This window comes from Shewanella sp. SR44-3 (assembly GCF_014163735.1).
Lineage (GTDB): Bacteria > Pseudomonadota > Gammaproteobacteria > Enterobacterales > Shewanellaceae > Shewanella.
In genome coordinates, this window is the sequence record NZ_JACJDV010000011.1 from 16657 (window position 1) to 40539 (window position 23883).

General features: G+C 44.0%; 13 protein-coding genes. 4 read left to right on the top strand and 9 right to left on the bottom strand.

Annotated features, from left to right (window positions below):
- Nucleotides 1–163: 163 nt before the first annotated feature.
- On the bottom strand, nucleotides 164–2761 hold the full coding sequence (gene acnB, locus H5073_RS08145; RefSeq protein WP_182678749.1) for a bifunctional aconitate hydratase 2/2-methylisocitrate dehydratase: 2598 nt from the start codon (nucleotides 2759–2761) through the stop codon (nucleotides 164–166).
- Nucleotides 2762–3196: 435 nt separating this feature from the next.
- Between acnB and hxpB the strand changes: the two genes are divergently transcribed.
- Complete coding sequence (gene hxpB, locus H5073_RS08150) at nucleotides 3197–3874, top strand: hexitol phosphatase HxpB (RefSeq protein ID WP_182678751.1); 678 nt, start codon at nucleotides 3197–3199, stop codon at nucleotides 3872–3874.
- A 124-nt stretch (nucleotides 3875–3998) separates the two neighbouring features.
- On the opposite strand, the gene H5073_RS08155 is transcribed toward hxpB, so the two are convergent.
- The 8 genes from H5073_RS08155 to ampD all read right to left on the bottom strand — a co-directional run bounded on the left by H5073_RS08155 (nucleotide 3999) and on the right by ampD (nucleotide 19698).
- Entirely contained in the window at nucleotides 3999–6212 is a 2214-nt protein-coding gene (locus H5073_RS08155; protein WP_182678754.1) for a patatin-like phospholipase family protein, read from the bottom strand.
- A 64-nt stretch (nucleotides 6213–6276) separates the two neighbouring features.
- The gene (locus H5073_RS08160) at nucleotides 6277–10722 is read right to left on the bottom strand and encodes an EAL domain-containing protein (protein ID WP_182678755.1); all 4446 of its coding nucleotides are present in this window, start codon (nucleotides 10720–10722) and stop codon (nucleotides 6277–6279) included.
- Between the two features lie 170 nt (nucleotides 10723–10892).
- A complete protein-coding gene (gene lpdA / locus H5073_RS08165; RefSeq protein ID WP_182678757.1) occupies nucleotides 10893–12323 on the bottom strand; it encodes a dihydrolipoyl dehydrogenase in 1431 nt (476 codons plus the stop codon).
- A gap of 201 nt (nucleotides 12324–12524) precedes the next feature.
- Nucleotides 12525–14189, bottom strand: a complete 1665-nt coding sequence (gene aceF, locus H5073_RS08170) for a dihydrolipoyllysine-residue acetyltransferase (RefSeq protein ID WP_182678759.1) — start codon at nucleotides 14187–14189, stop codon at nucleotides 12525–12527.
- 12 nt (nucleotides 14190–14201) lie between these two features.
- Entirely contained in the window at nucleotides 14202–16868 is a 2667-nt protein-coding gene (aceE, locus tag H5073_RS08175; RefSeq protein ID WP_182678761.1) for a pyruvate dehydrogenase (acetyl-transferring), homodimeric type, read from the bottom strand.
- Nucleotides 16869–16969: 101 nt separating this feature from the next.
- A complete protein-coding gene (pdhR, locus tag H5073_RS08180) occupies nucleotides 16970–17722 on the bottom strand; it encodes a pyruvate dehydrogenase complex transcriptional repressor PdhR (RefSeq protein WP_182678763.1) in 753 nt (250 codons plus the stop codon).
- A gap of 343 nt (nucleotides 17723–18065) precedes the next feature.
- Nucleotides 18066–19070 (bottom strand): beta-lactamase regulator AmpE, encoded by a 1005-nt coding sequence (gene ampE / locus H5073_RS08185; protein ID WP_182678765.1) that lies wholly within the window; start codon nucleotides 19068–19070, stop codon nucleotides 18066–18068.
- Nucleotides 19071–19128: 58 nt separating this feature from the next.
- A complete protein-coding gene (gene ampD / locus H5073_RS08190; protein ID WP_182678767.1) occupies nucleotides 19129–19698 on the bottom strand; it encodes a 1,6-anhydro-N-acetylmuramyl-L-alanine amidase AmpD in 570 nt (189 codons plus the stop codon).
- Between the two features lie 326 nt (nucleotides 19699–20024).
- Here ampD and nadC point away from each other — a divergent pair, with 326 nt between their 5' ends.
- From nadC to pilB, 3 genes are all read left to right on the top strand, one after another.
- Nucleotides 20025–20903 carry a carboxylating nicotinate-nucleotide diphosphorylase gene (gene nadC / locus H5073_RS08195; protein WP_182678769.1) on the top strand — a complete coding sequence of 293 codons (879 nt, stop codon included), beginning with the start codon at nucleotides 20025–20027 and terminating at the stop codon, nucleotides 20901–20903.
- Between the two features lie 566 nt (nucleotides 20904–21469).
- The gene (locus tag H5073_RS08200) at nucleotides 21470–21901 is read left to right on the top strand and encodes a prepilin-type N-terminal cleavage/methylation domain-containing protein (RefSeq protein ID WP_310734235.1); all 432 of its coding nucleotides are present in this window, start codon (nucleotides 21470–21472) and stop codon (nucleotides 21899–21901) included.
- 101 nt (nucleotides 21902–22002) lie between these two features.
- Nucleotides 22003–23712, top strand: a complete 1710-nt coding sequence (gene pilB, locus H5073_RS08205; protein WP_182678770.1) for a type IV-A pilus assembly ATPase PilB — start codon at nucleotides 22003–22005, stop codon at nucleotides 23710–23712.
- Nucleotides 23713–23883 lie beyond the last annotated feature (171 nt).

Sequence of the window (23883 nt, forward strand, 5' to 3'; positions counted from 1 at the left end):
TAGTTGCCTGTGATTAGCTGGAGTGTGGTTAGAAATGCCTAGCCAGAAATTCATCGCTATAAATATGTGAATAACAGTCAACGCGCTAATAAACAAAAATGCCAGCATTGCTGCTGGCATTTTTTATTTCAAACTGACTTAATCAATCAAGCCACTCATCAAATTAGACTGCTGATTGGAAAATCACGCTGTCGGCTTTCTTAGTGTAAGAAGCAATTTGGTCGAAGTTCAAATAACGGTAAGTATCAGCTGCGGTGGCATCCAATTCTTTAGCGTATGTTTGATACTCTTCTGGCGATGGCAGGCGGCCTAATAAGGCTGCTACTGCGGCAAGCTCAGCCGAAGCCAAGTATACGTTTGCACCAGTACCTAAACGGTTAGGGAAGTTACGCGTAGAAGTCGATACTACAGTCGCGCCCTCTGCAACACGTGCTTGGTTACCCATACATAGAGAACAACCTGGGATCTCGATACGTGCACCAACACGGCCAAAGATTGAGTAGTAACCTTCTTCAGTTAACTGATCTTTGTCCATCTTAGTTGGCGGCGCAATCCACAAACGTGTTGGCAGCGTCTTAGCAAACTTGTCTAACATCTTACCGGTCGCACGGAAGTGGCCTATGTTAGTCATACAAGACCCAACAAACACTTCGTCAATCTTAGTTTGTGCAACGCTTGATAACAGTACTGCATCATCAGGATCGTTCGGCGCACAAAGGATTGGCTCTTTGATTTCGTTCAGGTCGATTTCGATAATTTCAGCGTATTCAGCGTCTTTATCAGCTTCCATTAATACTGGATTAGCTAACCATTCTTGCATCGCAGTGACGCGGCGCTCAATAGTACGACGATCGCCATAACCTTCGCTTATCATCCACTTTAACATTACTATGTTAGAGTTTAGATATTCAATGATTGGCTCTTTGTCTAGCTTGATAGTACAACCAGCCGCACTACGCTCAGCTGATGCATCAGAAAGCTCGAACGCTTGCTCAACTTTAAGTTTTTCAAGACCTTCGATTTCTAATACGCGGCCAGAGAAAGCGTTAATTTTGCCTTTCTTCTCAACCGTTAATAGCCCCATTTCAATGGCTTTAAGCGGGATAGCATGTACCAAGTCACGCAGCGTGATACCTGGCTGCATTTCACCTTTAAAGCGCACTAATACAGATTCAGGCATATCAAGTGGCATAACGCCAGTTGCTGCAGCAAATGCTACTAGGCCAGAACCTGCAGGGAAAGACACACCAATTGGGAAACGCGTATGTGAGTCACCACCCGTACCTACAGTATCAGGCAGTAGCATACGGTTTAACCAAGAGTGAATAACACCATCACCAGGGCGCAGTGAAACACCACCACGGTTCATGATGAAATCAGGCAGTGTGTGGTGAGTGTCAACATCAACTGGCTTTGGATAAGCCGCGGTGTGACAGAATGACTGCATGGTTAAATCGGCGCTGAAACCTAAACAAGCTAAATCTTTTAGCTCATCACGGGTCATAGGACCGGTAGTGTCTTGTGAACCCACAGAAGTCATCTTAGGTTCACAGTATTGGCCTGGACGAACACCGGCTACGCCGCATGCTTTACCCACCATCTTCTGAACTAAAGTGTAACCTTTACCTGTATCGGCAACGTCTTGTGAACGTACGAATACTTTAGATACGTCTAAGCCTAAGGTTTCACGAGCGCGATCTGTAAGACCACGGCCAATGATCAATGGAATACGGCCACCGGCGCGTACTTCATCTAACAAGACTTCGGTTTTTAACTCGAACGTAGAGATGACTTCATCAGAGCCTGCACGTTTAACAGCGCCTTCGTATGGATAAATGTCGATAACATCGCCAGTTTCCATTTTATCTACGTTAAGCTCGATAGGTAGTGCGCCAGCATCTTCCATGGTATTGAAGAAGATTGGGGCAATTTTATTACCTAAACAGAAACCACCAGCACGCTTATTAGGTACATAAGGAATGTCATCACCCATGAACCATAACACTGAGTTAGTGGCAGACTTACGTGAAGAACCAGTACCCACAACGTCACCCACGTACACTAGTGGATGACCTTTGCCTTTAAGGGCTTCGATTTCTTTAATTGGACCCACAACGCCTGGCTCATCTGGAACGATACCGTCACGCGCGTTTTTAAGCATAGCTAAGGCATGCAAAGGGATATCTGGACGAGACCATGCGTCTGGCGCAGGTGACAAGTCATCAGTGTTGGTTTCGCCAGCCACTTTAAATACGGTTAGAGTAACCTTGTCGGCTAATTTAGGACGGTTTAAGAACCAGTCTGCATTGGCCCAAGATTCAACCACTTGTTTAGCTTGAGCGTTACCCGCCTGCATTTTCTCAACCACGTCGTGGTAAGAATCAAACATCAACAAGGTGTTTGATAATGCTTTGACTGCTAATGGCGCCAGTGCTGGGTTTTCTAATTGAGCGATCAATGGATCTATGTTGTAACCGCCTTGCATAGTGCCAAGCAATTCAACAGCGCGTTCGCTGCTTAGGATAGACGATGACACCGAGCCTTTAGCTACAGCATCAAGAAAAGCCGCTTTAACATAAGCGGCTTCATCTACACCTGGTGGGATACGATTTTCGAGCAAGTCGAGGATGAATGCCTCTTCACCTGCTGGAGGTGTTTCAACTAACTTAACCAGTTCAGCCACTTGTTGTGCATCTAATGGCTTAGGGACAACGCCCTCTGCGGCACGTTCTGCGACGTGTTTACGATATGCTTCTAGCACGGCAACATTCCTCTTTGTTTAACGCCTCACAGCAAAACTGCACGCCATAATGATAAGGGCTAACAATTCCACGGGTTCGGGCCTGAAATCCGATATTCAGTATACTACAGCTTTGAAAAAGTATGAATCGGCTCACACTGTTAGCCTGATTAAATCTGGACTTATTTGTACGGCCTATGTCAATTTAGACCTTAGTGCTGAAGATTAAAACTAGACCTTAGTTTGAATCTTGATATTTTTAAATTTAAAGCAATGACTTACATACCTAGCAGCGATTAAAATATCTCCAGTACGACTTAACCTTTTAAGAAATATTTTTTTATAAAAAAATAACCACTTAGGACTAAAAAGGTAGATTAACTAACAAAAATAGCTAAATAAACCTAATTTGATACCTAAGTGTCAACCACTGGTAGTCACACTTAAGGAGCCTAAATGCTAACCACTCAAATTCATGGGGTTATTTTCGATATGGATGGTGTCTTGATTGACTCTGAACCCGCTTGGCAAACAGCTGAGCACTTAGTGATGACTGAATTGGGCGTTCCTTTAAGCTTTGAAGATACCGAACAAACCACCGGGCTTAGGATCGATCAGGTAGTGCACTACTGGTATGCCCGCCACCCTTGGTGCTCGGCAAATGACTACGATAATCTTGCTGTAGCAAACAAGATAGTCAGCCAAGTAGTCAATGAAATTAGCGCACAGGGCCAGCCTATGGCTGGAGTTATTGAAGCCCTTAATGCCTGCCAACAGCTTGGACTTAAAATCGGTCTAGCTACTTCATCATCCAGTGCCATAATTACTGCGGTAATGAATAAGCTTAACATCGCCGATTACTTTGAGGCGCGCTGCTCGGCTGAGCACTTAAGCTATGGCAAGCCTCACCCTGAGGTGTATTTAAATTGCGCTAACGCCCTAGGTTTAGCACCATCGAACTGCCTAGCGGTGGAGGATTCATTCAACGGTCTTATTGCCGCCCGCGCCGCCACTATGCAGACTGTGATTATCCCAGCCCCTAATCAAGCCACTCAAGCCCGCTGGGCTGCGGCTCACCATCAGCTCAAGGATTTAACTCAATTGGCAGGATTATTGGAACAATTTAGAGAGTAAGCTCTTGTATTAGTATTGAATTAATGATGTATTTAAATAGATTAACAGCCTTTAAAAAATGGGCCTGTGAATTTTTCACTGGCCCATTTTATGACTTACTAGTGTGTTTTAAGTCGGAAAGCCCTTAGAAATTCTTACCGATAAATAGATAAAAGGCTTTCTCGCCATTGTCGCTTAAGCCAAAACCTAATGCGGCGGGGCCCCAGGTGGTGTCTGTGCCTAAGTATAAACTGCCAGAGTAAATAAGATCATCTAAATCAACCAGTTCTCTGTCATACCAGGCATTACCGCCTTCTAAACTCATCCCTATATACAAAGGTAGATCAGTGATCAACACATCGCGGCCCAAATCATATTGGTAAATAAAGGCACCAAAGACTTTATGAGCTCCCACTAAAGCATGTTTATGAAAGCCTGACAGATTCAAGAAGCCACCGAGTTCAGATAACTGCAAAGTGTAGTTACCATCATTTTCTACCGTGGCTAGAGCCATTTTACCCACGATAGCATGATGGCCAAGCTTCAATGCGCCTTTCCAATCGGCTTCGATTTGCCAGTTTAAATCACCATTATTAGTTAGATCTATACCTTTAAAGTCCTCATCCCTTAAGTAAGCATTCAAACTAAAACGATTGCCTTCAGTGGGGAAGCTAATGCTATTCAAAGTGTCATAGGTAAGCTTAAAGTAGCCCCCTACAGAAGAGTAATCTAAATTGCGCATACTAATGGCATCGTTAGTAAGCTCTCCTGTTTCAGCCACTATTCCCAACTCTACAACACCAGCATCAGAGTAGTTATAACCTATGCCAAAATCGAAGCGACTCGCGTCTTTCTCGAATTTTAAATTACGGCCTTGATCATCATAGATATCATTTTTCCGACTCTCGTATTGATATCGATTTCGGCTGTAAAACTTTTGATCTCTATCTAAGGGTTGATAAAACTCAGTGGCCACTAATTGCTTATAACCTAGCTCTAACTCGTTACGCCACTCGCCATCGTTGTCAGTTAAATCAGTCATGGTATAGGCAAGGGAAATCGCCACCACTGAGTCCAAGGTAAAGTCATCTTCCCAATTAAAGCCCGCCTGTAGATAATTTGGCCCCCAAGATTTAGCTTTAGTCTTTAGAGTCAGCACCCTCCCGGCCTTAGTATCATCAAACTCAGCATCGACACGCTCGAATTTATTCAGCGAATAAACCCGCTTTAACGCTGCATCTAGGGTTTCCTTGGTCACCACATCACCCGGCTTTAAATCAAATTTTTCTTTCAATAAGCTTTCGCTCACCTTAGATTGATTATCAAACTTCACTGCAGTTAGCGGACGGTGGATCTGATTTAGCCACTTATGACTCTTACGCTTCTTATTGTTTTGATAGGTGGTAAACTCAGCATCCGTGACACTTAACCTTGATAAGGTCGTTACTTGGAACGTCGCGGCTTGCTCACCTAAGCTCATAGCTAAACCCATAATGCTAAAATCTGTGGTGCTTAAACTATCAATGGCAGGGCGAATAATAATGTCATTATCAGTCAATAAGGCTTTTTGCCGGGCACTGCTAGCATTGGTCAAAAAGTTCGACAATTGCTCCAGAACGGCGATGGTGCTATCTAGCTGCTCATGCCTTGCCAGTGGAGAGCCAATATCCACCGCAATAATAATATCAGCGCCCATGGCCTTAACCACATCCACTGGCATATTGTTGGCAATGCCGCCGTCAATCAATAAGCGACCATTAATTTTGGCCGGTTGCAAAGCCCCTGGTACTGTGGCTGAAGCCTGCATGGCTTGCACTATGCTGCCACTACTTAAAACAACCGCCTCACTAGTAACAAGATCTGTCGCCACCGCGCGATAGGGAATTGCCAACTCATCAAAGTCACCAAACTGTTCCACTAGATCCGTTGAATACTGCAATAACTGAGACATAGTTTGTCCCTGCAGTAGGCCTGTTGGACCTTTGAGCTGACCTTGGCTGTAACCTAAGCTGATGGGGATATTAAATTGATCTCGTTGCTGTTTATCTCGATAAGATAACTGCTCACGGGGAATCGTATCCGAGAAGCCTTTAGACCAATCAGAACTCAGCATGATAGCTTCAATTTCACTGGCGCTATAGCCTAAGGCATACATGCCTGCTACATAGGCACCAATACTGGTGCCGGCAATGTAATCAACAGGGATATTGTTGGCTTCTAATACCTTTAACACTCCAATATGTGCTGCACCTTTGGCGCCGCCACCGCTGAGCACCAGCCCTACTGTGGGCCGTTCTTTGGCAAAGAGGACTGAGGAAAAAATGCAACTAACAATAACAAGGGGAAAACGCCAACTCATGAAATTTCCTAAAGAAAATGGGCAAAACATGTATATTTTAGCAAACAAAAAACCACTTAGATAACTATTCCAGATCCAGAGGCTCCAGACTCAGAAATTTTTCTAATTCCACCCTAGGCATGGGCTTAGCAAAATAATAACCCTGGATAAGATAACAGCCACGGCTAAACACTTGCTCTAACTGCTCATGGGTTTCAACTCCTTCAGCCACCACTTCAAGTTTTAAGTTACGCGCTAGCTCCACAATACTGCTGACAATTGCTTGATCGGCTTTATTAACGCCAATATCAATCAAGAAGGAGCGGTCGATCTTAAGGCAATCCACCTCAAAATGCCGTAAATAAGCGAGCGATGAGTAGCCAGTGCCAAAATCATCAATAGAGACTTTTATTCCCATAGCTTTAAGCTTACGCAAATGCGCATTAGCAATATGCAGTTCTTTCATCAACACGCCTTCGGTAATTTCTACCGTTAATAGGTGTGCTGGCATGCCTGTATCAGCCAAAATATCTTTTAAGCCATCAATAAAGTCCACCTGCCTAAAACTAACCGCCGACACATTCACTGATAATTTATAGGACTGATTAAACTCTTTATACCAGCGAGCACCATCTAAGCACGCTTGCCTAAATACCCAGTTATCAATATCAATAATTAAGCCACAAGACTCGGCAACTTTGATGAAAATATCTGGCCTAATAAAACCATCCGTTGGGTGTTCCCAGCGGATCAAGGCCTCAACCCCCACCACTCTATCTTGATGTAAGATGTCCACTTGCGGCTGATAGTTAAGGATAAATTCTTGGCGCTCAATGGCTTTGCGTAAGTCAGCCTCAAGCTTCAAATGGTACAGCGCCTCAGCATTGCGCTCTGCTGAATAATATTGAAAATTACCACGCCCCTCTTCTTTAGCATGATACATGGCCAAATCAGCATTTTTTATTAGGGTTTCAGGCTGTTGGCTATCATCTGGCCACAAGCTAATACCAATACTGGTTGAGATAAAAAACTCTTTCCCCTGCAGCTTGAAAGGCCTTTCTATCTCAGCGAGTAATCTTTCTGCCATGTGGTTAATCACATCTAAATCATGGGCATCGCGCAGTAAAATAACAAACTCATCACCACCAAATCGGCACAGCACATGCTCTTCAGTTAAGCACGACTGTAAACGCTTGGCCGCCTCAACTAAGAGTGCATCTCCCATACTGTGACCATAAGAATCATTAACGTGCTTAAAACGATCCAGATCAAGAAAGAATAATGCTAACTTCTCACTATTAAAGTCTGCCACTGTGGTAATTTGGGTCAATCTACGGGTAAACATGGCCCTATTAGTTAGACCTGTTAATACATCATTATTGGCTAAATACCTTAAGGTGGATTCGCTTTGTTTACGCTCACTGATGTCAGAAAACACCACCACGTAATGCTTAACTAAACCTTTATTTGATTGCATAGCTGAAATATTCATCCACGCAGGGCACTGCTCTCCATCTTGGCGCACCAGCTCACGCTCTCCGGTCCACGATGTTCCACGCGCTAACAAGGCTTCAACACTAACACCGGCATTATTATCGCTAATCAGTTCTGTTAACCTAACCCCTGATAACTGCTCAGGTTTTGTCGCAAAAATGAGGCTGGCGGCAGAGTTACTGATGATAATCTTTTCTTCACTATCTAAAATCAGCATACCTTCGGTCGTATGTTCAAATGCTTGAGCCAGTAGGTTAATTTCACTTTCTAACTCTTTCTGCAAGGTAATATCACTATAAATACCTGCAACTCGCTCTATGGCACCAGAGATAGGATCATGCTCAATCACTCGGCCTCTGATCCGAATCCAGCCCCAAGAACCATCTTCTCTATAATAACGGTACTGGGACTCAAACATTTCCCCTCTATCTTGCAGTAGTGCTTCCCACTCAGCACGCACTCTTTCTCTGTCATCTTCATGAATAGGTAAATCAGTTAATGCATATTCAACATGGATTTGCTTACCTAGCAGACCACCTTTATTTTCAAGGTATAATAATTTGGTGGCACTACGCCATTCCCATAAATCGGAATCACTTCCTCGCAAAGATTGCCTTAATCTATCGTCACTTTCTAACAAAGCAATATTCATTTTTCTAAAACGATAAACTTGCAATTGGCGATACCAAAGTAAAGACATTAATGAGGCCAAGGTCACCACAATAACAAGCCATTTAAACCAAGAGGCATGCCACCAAACTTGCCCTACATTAAATTCAAACCTATAAGGTACTAAGGTCCACAAACCATTTTTTTTATGCTGTAATTCAAGTACGTAATGACCTGCACTTAAGCCTGAGACATTAATTTGAGCTTGGCCGTCTAAAGCAAGAAAATGACCATCAGGATCCGCATTTTCTAATAAGCGATATTGAAGATTCAAAGGGCTATCATCTAAATAATCTGAACTGGTTATTTGAAAGCTCAGTAAACTCGCACCAGGCTCAACCCATTTAAGCTCTTCAGGTAATAAATAAGTTTTCACTACATCATCGTGATATACAGACACTGATTCGAGAAAGATTTGGCTATCATCGAAGCGATTTTCTAATCTATCGACATCCAGCAACATAGCACCATCTGGTGTGCCTAAATACAAGCCTTTATCTTGCCGGTAAAATAACGCGCCTTCGTTGAACTCATCAGAAATAAAGCCATCATTCTCATCAAATGCAGTCACTTTCCCTGTGGCAATATTTTGCTTCACTAAAATTGAAGAGCAAGCAATAAAGTTTGCATCTTGAGTATGTTGCAAAGAAAGAATCGCACCACAATCTAACGCCCAGGCATCCGAAAGTGAGTGTACTGCATCTGTTTTTGAGTGATATTCAAAGAGACCTTGCTGGATAGAAGCAAACCAAATAATGCCCGGTGAGACCTCAAGTAACTGTCCGATATGAGATGGATTACTGTTGGGAAATAATGCCAATTTTGAGTGATATTTACCCTGGTTATCTAAGTAACCAAAAATTTGATTCCCAGAGACCCACAATCGTCCAAGACTGTCCATTAACGTTGCAAAAACAACCACTTTAATGGGTGGGTTATCACCTAAATCTAAAGGGTATAATTTCGGCTCTAGCATTCCTGCTTGCCAATAAAAAAGACCTCTATTCGTGCCAATCCATATTTTGCCTGAGCCTGGTTTTTCCAGCTCTAAACTCAAGATCGTTTTTCCCCTCAATGATTCTTGTCCACCAGTCCATTGAGAGAAAGTCATACTTGCATTGGTATGCTTATTAACAACAAATAAGCCATTGCTGCTTCCAAGCAAGAGATGATCTTGATCTAAACTGATTAGCTTATAAATGCTGTCATTGAGCTCTATTCCTTTGGGGGTAATACTACTCGCCTGCTGTAGCGTCTCATCAACTTTAACTAGGCTACCATCAGTACCAAACCACACGTTATTGCCTTCAGAATAGATAGACCAAACCATTTCACTGTCTAAGGCAAATTTTGAAGCTTTACTGTAGGTTTCAATTAAAAACTCAGTTTCAGGTGCCAATAATGCTAAGCCATCACCTGAACCACCCACCCAAATCAAGCCATTTGGATCGATATTCATATCATGAATATAATCGATCTTAGCCTCTCTTTTAAGATCTTCCTCATAGATCGTAAGCTCGTTAGTTTCTGGTTTAAAAAGGATTAAGCCTTTTCTGCTAGCAATCCATAAATGCCCTTTACTGTCTTCTACCATGCGACTGAGATTATGGCGAATATGAGTTTGTGCCACAAAACGCGACACTTTCATGTCGTACTCAAATAACCCATTACTGGACAAAACCCAGAGTCTTTTTCTGCTATCGACAAAAGTGCCTCTTATAGCACCATAACTTTCTTTCCATGGTAGCTCTGCCAGCAAAGCCCCCTCAAAGGTTCTAAACTCAATAGCATAAGCACTGGAAAATAAAAATTTATCATCAACCTTAGTGATGTATCGCCAGCTCTGCATAGCGCTGAGCTTATCTTGATGAATGAGCTTAAGCCCTAACGTTTCTGCATTAAGCTCATATACTCGTCCCGAGTAAGTTAGTAACAACAGCTGCTTATTTTCCAGCTTGACCGTGGCTCGCACGCCGTCATCTTCAAACACCTCAGTGCCCACAGCTAGGCCAAATTTGATAAAAGAATTACTTGGAATGTTATAAAGATAAACTTGAGTTTGAGTGCTGACTAATAGATGGTTGTTATCAATGTTTTCAACTAAGTTAATGTAACTATCAAATAGCTCACCAGTCTGAGCCATTTTATCAATCCGCCTCACCTTGGTATTACTTACACGATAGAGCCCTTGTTGAGTACCAAGCCAAACAAAACCATGCCCACCAAACGTGATGTCATTAATAGTCACATTCCCTAAACCATCTCGAGCATTAAATACTCTAGAGACTAACTCCTGAGATCCTACTGGTGCAGCACTTAATAAGCTGGCTAACATAAAAAATAAAAAAGGTCTTAACATATAAGACATAGGCTAGATACTCGATGATAGGTCAATGTGGCTCAGCAATGGGCTTTAACTGTCTTCATCCTTGATGACTTATTACAATATTTAACGTTTCACAGCCAAATATAACACCAGCTATGAATTTTAGGACAAAAAAAAGCACCCCGAAGGATGCTTTTTTAAAATCTAATCAATTACTTCTTCTTTTTTGCCTTAGGATTAGGCAAGTCAGTAATTGAACCTTCATACATCTCAGCCGCTAGGCCTACAGATTCATGTAAGGTTGGGTGAGCATGGATGGTTAAGGCTAAGTCTTCAGCATCACAACCCATTTCGATTGCTAAACCAATTTCGCCTAATAGCTCGCCACCGTTAACACCAACAATAGCCCCACCGATAACGCGATGAGTTTCTTTGTCGAAAATTAACTTAGTCATGCCTTCACTGCAATCAGATGCGATTGCACGGCCACTTGCAGCCCATGGGAAAGTCGCTGTTTCATAAGCAATACCTTGCTCTTTAGCTTCTTTCTCAGTAAGACCAACCCAAGCGACTTCTGGGTCTGTATAAGCAATCGATGGGATAACTTTTGGATCAAAGTAATGCTTCATGCCAGAAATCACTTCTGCGGCCACATGGCCTTCATGCACACCTTTATGAGCAAGCATAGGTTGACCCACGATATCACCGATAGCGTAAATGTGCGGCACGTTGGTACGTAACTGCTTATCTACATTAATGAAACCACGCTCATCAACTGCAACACCTGCTTTCTCAGCTTCAAGTAACTTACCGTTTGGCGTGCGGCCAATAGCCACTAATACCGCATCGTAACGTACTGGCTCAGCCGGTGCATTTTTACCTTCCATAGTAACGTAGATACCATCTTCTTTGGCTTCTACTGCTGTTACCTTGGTTTCTAGCATAAGATTAAATTTCTCTTTAATCTTCTTAGTAAACACGCGAATAACGTCTTTATCTGCAGCTGGGATCACTTGGTCAAACATTTCAACCACGTCGATTTTACTGCCAAGTGATGCGTATACTGTGCCCATTTCTAGACCAATAATACCGCCACCCATGACTAACATGCTGCCTGGTACTTCTTTTAGTTCTAAGGCGTCAGTCGAATCCCAAATACGTGGATCTTCATGGGGAATGAAAGGTAGCTTGATTGGGCGAGAACCGGCAGCAATAATCGCTTGCTCGAAAGTCACCACTGTTACAGTGCCATCTTCAGCAGTCACTTCTAAAGTGTTAGGGCCAGTAAATTTACCGAAACCATTAACTACATTAACTTTACGCATTTTAGACATGCCGCCTAATCCGCCAGTTAACTGACCAATCACTTTCTCTTTAAAGCCACGTAACTTGTCTAAATCTATTTTAGGCTCACCAAACACTACGCCATGAGCAGCAACAGCTTTAGCTTCTTCAATCACTTTAGCTACGTGTAGCAATGCCTTTGAAGGGATACAACCAACGTTTAAGCAAACACCACCTAAGGTGCTGAAACGCTCAACTATGATAGTTTCTAAGCCTAGGTCAGCTGCACGAAATGCCGCAGAATAACCTGCAGGGCCTGCGCCTAAAACGACGACTTGAGTTTTGATTTCGTTACTCATGATTTCCTCTAATCTTTTTCATTCCGTTTGGAAGACGGATCGGCCCAAATGTCGATATCGCCAGTTTGAGATTTGTGTCTCAGTTCCAATTTCCTTTTCAACTTAGGTCAAAAAATTGGGATGGGCGCATTTTATACTCTAATCAACTGCTTTGAAACCGATCACAATAAAAAGGTCGCTCATAATGAGCGACCTTAATCTTTACAAAATCAATGTACGGATATCGGATAGGATCCCGGACAAGGTCACACTGAAACGTGCAGCCATGGCGCCATCGATCACTCGGTGATCGTATGACAAGGACAATGGCAACATTAACTTAGGTTCAAACTCTTTACCATTCCACTTAGGCTTAATTTCAGATTTAGACACACCTAAAATTGCCACGTCTGGGTAGTTAACGATTGGGGTAAATGCTGTACCACCAATACCGCCTAGACTTGAAATCGTAAAGCAGCTGCCTTGCATGTCTGCAGCTTTTAGCTTGCCATCACGGGCACGGATAGAAATATCCGTCAGCTCACGAGAAAGCTCGACTATGCCTTTCTTATCAACATCACGTACTACAGGCACCATCAGACCATTTGGGGTATCAACCGCAACACCAATATGGAAATACTTCTTCTGAATAAGTGATTCGCCATCGCTGCTTAAGCTTGAGTTAAACACTGGGAACTCAGCTAAGGCTTTAGCCACCGCTTTCATCATAAACACCAAAGGCGTTATTTTGTAGTCGGCTTTCTTCTTGGCAGCGACATCATTTTGCTGCTTACGGAAGGCTTCAAGCTCAGTGATATCAGCTTCATCGAACTGAGTCACATGAGGGATAGTGACCCAATTACGGTGCAAGTTAGGGCCTGAAATCTTCTGAATACGGCTCAGAGGCACTTCTTCCACTTCACCAAACTTGCTGAAATCAACCTTAGGTGCTGCAATCACTTGCAAACCACCTTCGCCACCCGCAACAGAAGATGCAGCATTGGCTTTAGGACGAGATAACTCGTACTTCACATAAGCTTGTACGTCTTCTTTTACAATCCGAGACTTACGGCCAGTCCCTGTCACTTGAGTTAAATCAACCCCGAATTCACGGGCTAAACGGCGCACTGCAGGTGAAGCATGCACCGCGCCCGTGGCATTTGGCGTTGCTGCACTTGGATGATGCGGTACTGGTGGCGCTTGCGGGCGACTAACAGGCATTGGCGCTGGTTCGCTTGCAGGCGCAGCTACAGGAGCAGGCGCACTTGCCACTGGAGCGACAGGCGCAGCTTCGCCGGCAACTTCCAGCATAATCACGAGTGAGCCTTCAGAAACTTTATCACCTAAGGCGACTTTCACTTCTTTAACCACACCGGCTTTCGGTGAAGGTACGTCCATGGTAGCTTTATCTGTTTCTAAGGTGATTAAGCCCGTATCGACTTCAATCACATCACCCACAGCCACTAGCACTTCGATAATAGACACATCGGTGTCACCGCCAATGTCTGGCACTTTCACTTCAATAATTGCAGGCGCTGAAGCAACTTGAGGCGCTGCCACTGGAGCAACTGGTGCCGGAGCTGCAGCAGCTTGCACTGGCGCCTCTGTTTTAGGTGCTACAGGAGCCTGGGCAGAAACCGCCGCTTCACCAGCAACTTCTAGCATAGCAATCAACATGCCTTCAGATATTTTATCGCCGACCGCAACATTGAGCTGGGCAAGCTTGCCAGCAAACGGTGCTGGAATGTCCATGGTTGCCTTGTCAGTTTCTACCGTGATGATAGAGGCTTCTTTTTCAAGCATGTCACCGACAGCGACGCAGATTTCAATAATCTGTACATCATCAGCATCCAGATTAGGAACCAAAACTTCTTTTAATTCAGCCATCTTGAATTCCCCTTATGCGTACTGTGGATTGATCTTGTCAACGTCAATACCGTATTCCTTGATGGCTTGAGTCAGCACATCTTTAGAAAGCTCTTTGCGCTCAACTAATGAGCTTAGGGCGGCGATGACGATAAACTTTGCATCCACTTCAAAGTGATGACGTAAGTTAGCGCGGCTATCACTGCGGCCGAAACCGTCAGTACCCAGTACCTTGTAGTCTGTTGGCATAAAGGCGCGTAACTGTTCACAGTAAAGCTTCATGTAATCTGTGGCGGCAATGGCTGGTGCATCGCTGCTGATCACTTGACTGATATAAGCTTGCTTTGGTGTTTCGCTTGGGTGCAGCATGTTCCAGCGCTCAGCCGCTTGGCCGTCACGAGTTAACTCGTTAAAGCTGGTGACACTGAATACATCTGAACTAATGCCAAAGTCTTTCGCTAGTGCAACTGCGGCTTTACGCACTTCTTCTAAGATAGTGCCACAACCCATTAGCTGAACCTTGCCCTTACCAGAGCCTGCGACAGTTTCAAGTTTGTAGATACCTTTAACTATGCCTTCTTCCGCGCCTTCTGGCATGGCTGGCTGAACGTAGTTCTCGTTCATTGTGGTCAAGTAGTAGAAGATATCTTCTTGGCCTTCACCGTACATGCGGCGAATACCATCTTGTACCACGACTGCAATTTCATAACCGTAAGTCGGGTCGTAAGACACACAGTTTGGAATGGTGTTAGCCAAAATGTGGCTGTGACCATCTTGATGTTGCAAGCCTTCACCGTTCAAAGTTGTACGGCCAGACGTGCCGCCCACTAAGAAACCGCGCGCACGCATGTCGCCCGCAGCCCACGCCATATCACCAATACGTTGGAAACCAAACATAGAGTAATAGATGTAGAAAGGGATCATCGGCATGTCGTTCACCGAGTAGCTCGTTGCTGCCGATACCCAAGAAGACATAGCACCTAACTCGTTGATACCTTCTTGCAGTACTTGACCGGTTTTATCTTCACGGTAGTAAGCCACTTGATCAGAATCTTGCGGAATATACTTTTGCCCTTCGTGAGCATAAATGCCTACCTGACGGAACAAGCCTTCCATACCAAAGGTACGGGCTTCATCAGGAATAATCGGTACGATTTTCTTACCGATTTGCTTGTCTTTAAGCAGTGCGGTTAATACGCGCACAAACGCCATAGTCGATGAAATTTCACGGCCGTTTGAGCCTTGTAAAATTGAATCGAAAATCTTTAAGCTTGGTACTTGGATTTCTTCGCTGAACTTTTCACGGCGCTGAGGTAAGAAACCCTTTAACGCTTCACGGCGCTCTTTTAGGTACTTAACTTCATCAGACTCTGGGCCTGGATGATAGAAAGGCATTTCTTCTAACTTGTCATCCGGGATTGGGATGTTGAAGCGGTCACGGAAGTAACGAATAGCACCGATTTCCATCTTCTTGACGTTATGGGCAATGTTTTTGCCTTCGCCAGCATCACCTAAGCCATAACCTTTAACGGTTTTAGCCAGAATAACCGTTGGACGACCTTTAGTTTTTTGCGCGTGCTCAAGGGCGGCGTAAATCTTAACTGGGTCATGACCACCACGGTTTAAGCGCCAAATGTCATCATCTGACATGTTAGCCACCATTTCTGCGGTTTCTGGATACTTACCGAAGAAATGCTCACGGGTGTAAGCGCCGCCTTTGGCTTTACAGTTCTGGTATTCACCGTCGACGGTTTCTTCCATTAACTGCAATAACTTGCCGCTGGTGTCACGGGCCAATAATGGATCCCAGTAACGGCCCCAAATAACCTTAACCACTTCCCAGCCTGCGCCGCGGAATTCACCTTCAAGTTCTTGGATAATTTTACCGTTACCACGAACAGGACCATCAAGACGCTGTAAATTACAGTTAACAATAAAGACTAAGTTATCTAATTCTTCACGGGCAGCAAGACCAATGGCGCCTAAGGCTTCTGGCTCATCACACTCGCCATCACCTAAGAAACAGTAAACCGTTTGCTCAGAGCAATCTTTAATACCGCGATCTGTTAGGTACTTTAAGAAACGCGCTTGATAAATAGCCTGAATTGGGCCAAGACCCATAGATACCGTTGGGAACTGCCAGTAGTTAGGCATCAACTTTGGATGCGGATATGAAGACAGACCTTTGCCATCCACTTCTTGACGGAAATTTGCTAACTGATCTTCAGTTAAACGGCCTTCTAAGAAAGAGCGCGCATAAATACCTGGAGCAATATGACCTTGGAAATAAACCAAGTCGCCGCCGTCTTTTTCATTCGGTGCACGGAAGAAGTGGTTAAAACACACATCATAAATCGTGGCACTTGAAGAGAAGCTGGAGATATGGCCGCCAAGCTCTAAATCTTTTTTCGAACCACGTAATACCATAGCTAAGGCGTTCCAACGAATGATAGCGCGAATACGGCGCTCCATTTCTTGGTTACCTGGCATGTGCGGCTCTTGGCCTGCGGGAATGGTATTCAAATAAGCAGTGGTGGCGTTATAAGGTAAGTGAGTACCATTACGACGGGCTTTGTCGATGAGTTTTTCTAACAAATAGTGTGCACGCTCTGGCCCTTCTTGCTCCAAAACAGCTTGCAGCGCATCAACCCACTCTTGGGTTTCTGATGGGTCTAGATCGTGTAGCATATCTTCAGACATGTCGCAGTCCTTCTCTAATATACAAAGGTAATGTATGGCTATTCTTCGGCAAAATTAATTGTTAAATCATATTTTTAAAACAAATTATTAAACAATTATAATTAAATGCCGCTCTTTAAACGTCGCAGACTACGCTGCAATCTACTATCTTCTTCCCGCACTGCCAGCATGATCTCTTCAATGTAACTTAAATGTTCATTGGAGGCTTCGCGGGCGGCATCAGGATCACGGCGAACTATGGCAGCAAGCAAGGCTCGTCTGTGTTCGTTTGCCATTTTGGAGGCTTCTTCGCGTCGGCTTAGAAGCTCCAGATTCTGGGCCACATTTTTATGCAGCACAGGGGTTAAACTGAGAACAAGATGCAACATGGCCACGTTATGTGAAGCTTCTGCAACCGCGCGATAAAAGCGCACAATCGCATCGGCCTGTTGCTCTATCTCGGTGGCTTTTTCAACTTCTAGAATGCAATTCTGAATATTTTGCATATCTGCATCATTGCCACGAAGCGCAGCAAAATACGCCATCATACCCTCGGTAGCATGGCGAAACTCCAGCAAGTCATACTGGCTTTCCGAATCATTGTGCATCAGCTCAACGATAGGATCGGCAAGGCTCTGCCACAGTTGTTCCTTAACATAAGTGCCCCCGCCTTGACGGCGCATTAGCAGGCCTTTGGCCTCTAATTTTTGAATCGCCTCACGCAAAGAAGGCCGTGACACTTCAAATTGCACCGCGAGTTCGCGTTCTGGGGGGAGTTTCTGACCTGGCTGTAAGCTGCCCTCGAGGATCATACGTTCGAGTTGCTCCATGATCACATCAGAAATCTTTGGCTGGGTAATCTTGCTATATGCCATTTGGCCCTCAATCATCCTGTCAATTGGTCTTACCAATTTATATGAGAGCGCGCACTTTATCAAATCCGCCAAACCCTGTCTAGAGAGACCAAGCTCACAAATTAGCGAATAACAGTGCTACAAAGCGCAAACCAACAGCATAGACGAAAAAACGCCTTAAGGGGTCAGACCATTTGACAAAAAAGTGAGAAATCAACCTTATCACGGAGAGAAAGTGGCAAAGATGCCAATAACAATGGGACTAATCTGGGGGGACTTAATAATACAAATACTAAATGAGAGCCAACTCGCGTCGCTCTCATTTAGTATTCTTGGTTCACTTACGTGCTAAATTCGGGTCAGCTTAATTCACTACACCAAAAATAGTCAGCACAGACAGCACTGTCAGCAATAGAATAAAGTTACGCTTACTCAGCTCAAGCAACGCCAAGGTCTCCCGCACACTTAAAGGCGCAGTTGTTGATCGGCTATTAGCTAGGCTGTCATCGGCCATCATTTCAGACACTATACTCGCCTCAGAAGCTAAGGCCGTTTCAGTGATCAAGGTTTTAGCCCTGCTGTGCCATTGCAATGAAAGCTTACGCCAAATAATCAATCCTGAAGAAAACTGGCCGCTCAACACAAAGCCAAAACTAAAAATACGACTAGGTATCCAATCCAAGAGCTTTTGCACTTCTTGTACTAAGGGCATTTCAATATAACTGGCGTCCTCAGCCTTATCATTAACGGCATCACTCGTCACAAGCTTAGACTCAACAATACCTTGCTGCGCTAATGCTTGTTTAGCAACTTGGCAGCGCTGTAATTGATTGCTCAAGCTTAATTCTCTTTGGCTGTAATAGCGCACAGTGCAATACAGCACAGCACCCACAGGCCCTAAGAAAATAAGGAATAAGGCCACGGCGCCATAATAGCGATAATTAATCCAAGCTGATATCTGACCGACTTTAGCACCTAAGTCTTGCTCGTCCACAGCATCGAGACATTCACAACAATCGAGCTCACTGGCATAGCGAAAACTTGCTTGTACATCACCACGACACGCGGCCTGAATATATTTTTTAAAGGTATCTCTAAGGTTTTGATGACTGAAACAAATCACCGAAATAAAAATCCACACTAGCAGATTGAATAAACCAAAAAATAAGCCATCGAGTAAATACAAGCACAATGCCAATACCATGGCTGGCAGAGCCATAGCGAGCAGAGCACCACTAGTCGAGCCTAACGACTCACTGTCCCATAAACGTTTATGGTAGCCCTGCATCAGAGAGTCAAATTGCCATAAATCTGGTAATAGGCGTAAACGCTCAACTAAGATGGCCATAAGCAGTGAAAAAAGTGCCATATTAAGATTTTCCTAATCCAAGACAAAGGTTATAAAGAATCACGAGTAATAGCGCAGATTAAAACATCGCTACTGGCGATTGTAATGCGCTTCGATAAGTTACCCAGTCAAAACTTTCGCCGGGATCAGTCTTACGCCCTGGAGCAATATCGCAGTGACCGATAATTCTATCAGGACTAATCATAGGGTATTCAGTCATTAACACCAAGCTTAAGGCGATTAAGCACTGATATTGCGCCTGAGTATAAGGTGTTGAATCTGTGCCTTCGAGCTCGATGCCAATGGCGAAGTCGTTGCAATTTTGCCGCCCTGCAAATTCAGAAACCCCTGCATGCCAGGCCCTATCGTCACAGCTTACATACTGCACTAATTCACCATCACGGCGAATTAAAAAATGCGCCGAGACCCTTACCCCTTTAAGTTCAGCAAAGCTGGCATCGGCATCAATGGCAAGGCATCCTTGAAACAATTGATCAATATAAGGCTGACCAAATTCCCCCGCCGGCAGACTAATATTATGAATAACTAATAGGCTAACCTCTAACCCTGGTCGCTCATTAAAATGTGGCGACAAACACTGCCGCGCCCCCTGCACCCAGCCTAATTCAATACTTAAGCTACCATTCATTTTATCTCTCGCTTCAATGCTGACTCTTTTATGCTGATGTTTACCTAATTAATACTTTTCTTGATTGGTATAACCCTAAACTCAAAACAGAACCCTAGCCATGATTTAACCCTGTAGACACTTGATTCTCATGCGCCTAAAAATCCAAATTGCCACTCAATTTAACAGCTATCTTACTGACAAAAAACTACTTAGCCCCAAATACAAGTATGTTAATCTATTGGACATTAAATAGAATCCCCCATGACTTCAACATCTGTCATCACCTATGTCTGCCTAAATGGCAAACAAAGGTTGTCAGACTCAGCCTGTAGCAAGGAATTTTTATGCTAGAAAATGACATTCGCCACGCAGTAAAAACCGCCCTCAATGAAGACTTAGGCCATACAGAACATCAAAGTGTCGCCGCCATGCTCAATGCTGATATTACTGCCATGCTAATCCCAGTGGACAAACACGTTCAAGGCTCACTTATCACCCGTGAAGACGGTGTTTTCTGTGGTAAAGCATGGGCTGAGCAAGTATTTAATCAACTCGGCGGTCAAGTCGTATTGCATTGGCATGTGGATGACGGCGATTTAGTTGTCGCCAACCAAGTACTGTGTGAACTTGCAGGCCCTGCACGGGTTATTTTAACCGGCGAGCGCACTGCAATGAACTTTATTCAGACGCTCTCAGGAGTCGCCACCTTAACCAAACATTATGTGGATAAGCTTGCAGGCACTCACACTCGACTGCTCGATACCCGTAAAACGATCCCTGGACTGCGTACCGCGCAAAAATACGCCGTGACTTGTGGTGGTGGTAAAAATCATCGCATTGGATTATTTGATGCGTTTCTGATTAAAGAAAACCACATTATGGCCTGTGGCGGTATTGCAGAAGCAATTCAAGCGGCGCGAAAACTACATAATGATAAACCGGTAGAGGTTGAAGTCGAATCCATCGATGAGCTAAAAGCAGCCCTTGATGGCAATTGTGACATCATAATGCTAGATAATTTTGATATCACCATGATGTTTGAAGCTGTGGCAATCAATAATGCTTATAAAGACAACGGCGCCGGTGCCAAGCTAGAAGTGTCTGGCAATGTCACCTTAGACACCTTAGCTGACTTTGCAAAAACAGGGGTTGATTTCATCTCCGTTGGCGCGCTAACCAAACATGTTAAAGCATTGGATTTATCGCTACGATTAAAACAATAGCATCCGAGTGCTCCATCATTGATGAAAGTGAGCAAAAATTAAGCTTCTTATAGGAAAGTAACCACACCAAACTGGCTTTTGACTAGCGTCAATATTCAGGCATTAACCGTCAAAAGCCAAATAAACATCAAGGCCTACTTTAAAGTCAAAAAATTGTTATAACTTGTTGCTATAAAAAGATAGTAACTCACAATGTTTAAATGTTTTTTACATTTAATACCTTGCTGCTATTTCAATTTCGGAAACTTTATACTAACTTTTATCGCAGGCGAGATGGCCTTTCGGCCAAACTGTACATAAAGAAATAAGGCGACAATTAGCAGTAAGTAGCACTAATTCATGACAATGAATAGTGAAGTTAAATGCCATTGTTTCATCACAGCTTTGCCGAAACGACAAACGAAAGAAGCCAGTTTACCTCACTAACGTGATAGACAACTGAATCTAAACCACCACGTTAACGTGGCCATTATGTAACTTTTAAATTTGAGACTGCAGGCAGAATACAGGATGTAATGATAAGTGTAAGGATAGGGCTGCCAGGCAGACTCGATGGAGATAGCAAGATGAAATCTATTAAGCAAATGAAAAACGCAAAAGGCTTCACTCTAATCGAATTGATGATCGTTGTTGCGATCATCGGCATCTTGGCAGCAATCGCATTACCAGCTTATAAAGATTATGTTGGTTCTGCTCACGGCGGCGCAGCAATGAAAGGCGTCTCAGCTTTTACAACTAAAGCTGTTACATGCGTACAATCAGGCATAGCTTGTGCATCCATAAATGGTGAGATACCAACTGGCACTAATGCGACTAAAGGCATTGCTAAAACTGCAGATATGTCGCAAGGCACTGGTGCAAAAGTGTCATTTAGTGATGGCACTTGTTATGTTGAAGCTGACATTGCGGGTACAGGTATAGTAACTTACACTTCAGGTCTAGCGGCTTCAGCCACTGGTTCTACAGCAGCACTTTGTAAAGAAGGTGCAGGGCTGTAGTATCTTAGTCAATATAATTGGAAAGCTTGAACTAGTTGTTCAAGCTTTTTACTTTTTGCGAAATTTTTTACCGAACTAGTTCATTTAAATGGGAATCTTTGATGCCCTCAACCGCGCTTCATCTCGGCCTCTCCACTTTATTTATTCGCAAGGGTCTCCTTAGCGAAGAAATCATGACTTCTGCTATTGCCGAATCTCGCAAGAACAAACACTCTCTAGTAGCAACCCTAATTAACGGCAAGCACTTATCCGCCCGTGAAATTGCCGAGCTGTGCCATGAAGAGTACGCCACTCCGCTGTTAGATTTAGCCGAATTCGATGTGGCCGCCATAGCAGATGACTTATTAAATAAAAAACTCATTGCTAAACATCAATGTCTGCCGCTATTTAAGCGCGGTAATCGCCTCTATATTGCTACATCTGACCCCACCAACATCACCGCATTAGAAGACTTTCAATTTAGCCTAGGCCTGCACGCCGAAGCTATTCTGGTGGAAGAAGATAAGCTGGCTAAAGCCCTTGAGAAAATCGCTGAAGATGACATTACTGGGCTAGATTTAGGCGGCATGGATGAAGCCGCACTTGCTGGTATAGAAATCACAGATACCGATAACCGCCATGAAGAACAAGGCGGTGAAAGCAGTGATGATGCACCAATTGTGATTTATATTAATAAAATCCTTACCGATGCTATCCGCAAAGGCGCTTCCGATCTCCATTTTGAGCCCTACGAGAAGCGCTACCGCATTCGTTTTCGCATTGATGGCATACTCCATGAAGTGTCCGAGCCACCGGTTGCGCTTTCGGGGCGTATCTCAGCCCGCTTAAAGGTGATGTCAAAACTTGATATTGCCGAGCGGCGCGTACCACAAGATGGCCGGATTAAAATGAAGCTATCCCGCACTAAATCTATTGATTTCCGTGTTAGCACCTTACCCACTATTTGGGGTGAGAAAATTGTAATGCGCATTTTGGACTCTTCATCGGCGCAGTTAGGTATCGAAAAGCTAGGTTATGAGGCCGATCAACGTGAGCTTTACGAAGAAATGCTCGCCAAACCTCAGGGAATGATTTTAGTCACAGGCCCTACGGGCTCAGGTAAAACCGTCTCCTTGTACACAGGTCTTAATATTCTCAATACCGAAGAGCGCAATATTTCTACCGCGGAAGACCCGGTTGAAATTAACCTTGAAGGAGTTAACCAGGTCCACATTAATTTAAAAGCTGGCCTGACCTTCGCTTCAGCACTGCGCTCTTTTTTACGTCAAGATCCTGATGTCGTCATGGTGGGTGAAATACGTGACCTAGAAACTGCAGAAATCGCCATTAAAGCGGCGCAAACCGGTCACTTAGTGCTATCGACCTTGCATACTAACTCAGCAGCAGAGACCCTAACCCGTTTAATTAACATGGGCGTGCCTGGTTATAATATCGCCAGTTCAGTTAACTTAATTATTGCCCAGCGTCTCGCGAGGCGTTTGTGTCCAGAATGCAAACAAGCTGAAGAAGTTCCAACCGCCGAGCTGCAACGCTTAGGGTTTCAACAAGCAGATATAGATAAAGGTTTCACCGTATTTAAGCCCGTTGGCTGTGAGTTTTGCTCCGGCGGCTATAAAGGCCGCTTAGGTGTATACGAAGTGATGAAGATGTCTGATGAAATAGCTCGCACTATTATGGAAGGTGGCAATTCATTACAAATAGCCCGTCAAGCTAAAGAGCAAGGCATGCGTGATTTACGCCAATCTGGGCTATTAAAGGTCATTCAAGGCTTAAGCAGTATCGCAGAGATTAATCGCATCACCAGCTCCTAGATTAATGACCTTTATTATTAGGCCTGCAGGCTTGCCCGCTGATCGACACTCTATTCAATTCATCATTTTTTAAGCATATTTATTGAGCATCATAGTTAGTTCTTAGCGCTTAGCTAAGATAAATTATCCAGCGCAACATCTTCAGGCCGTTAATTTTAATGCTATCTTAAC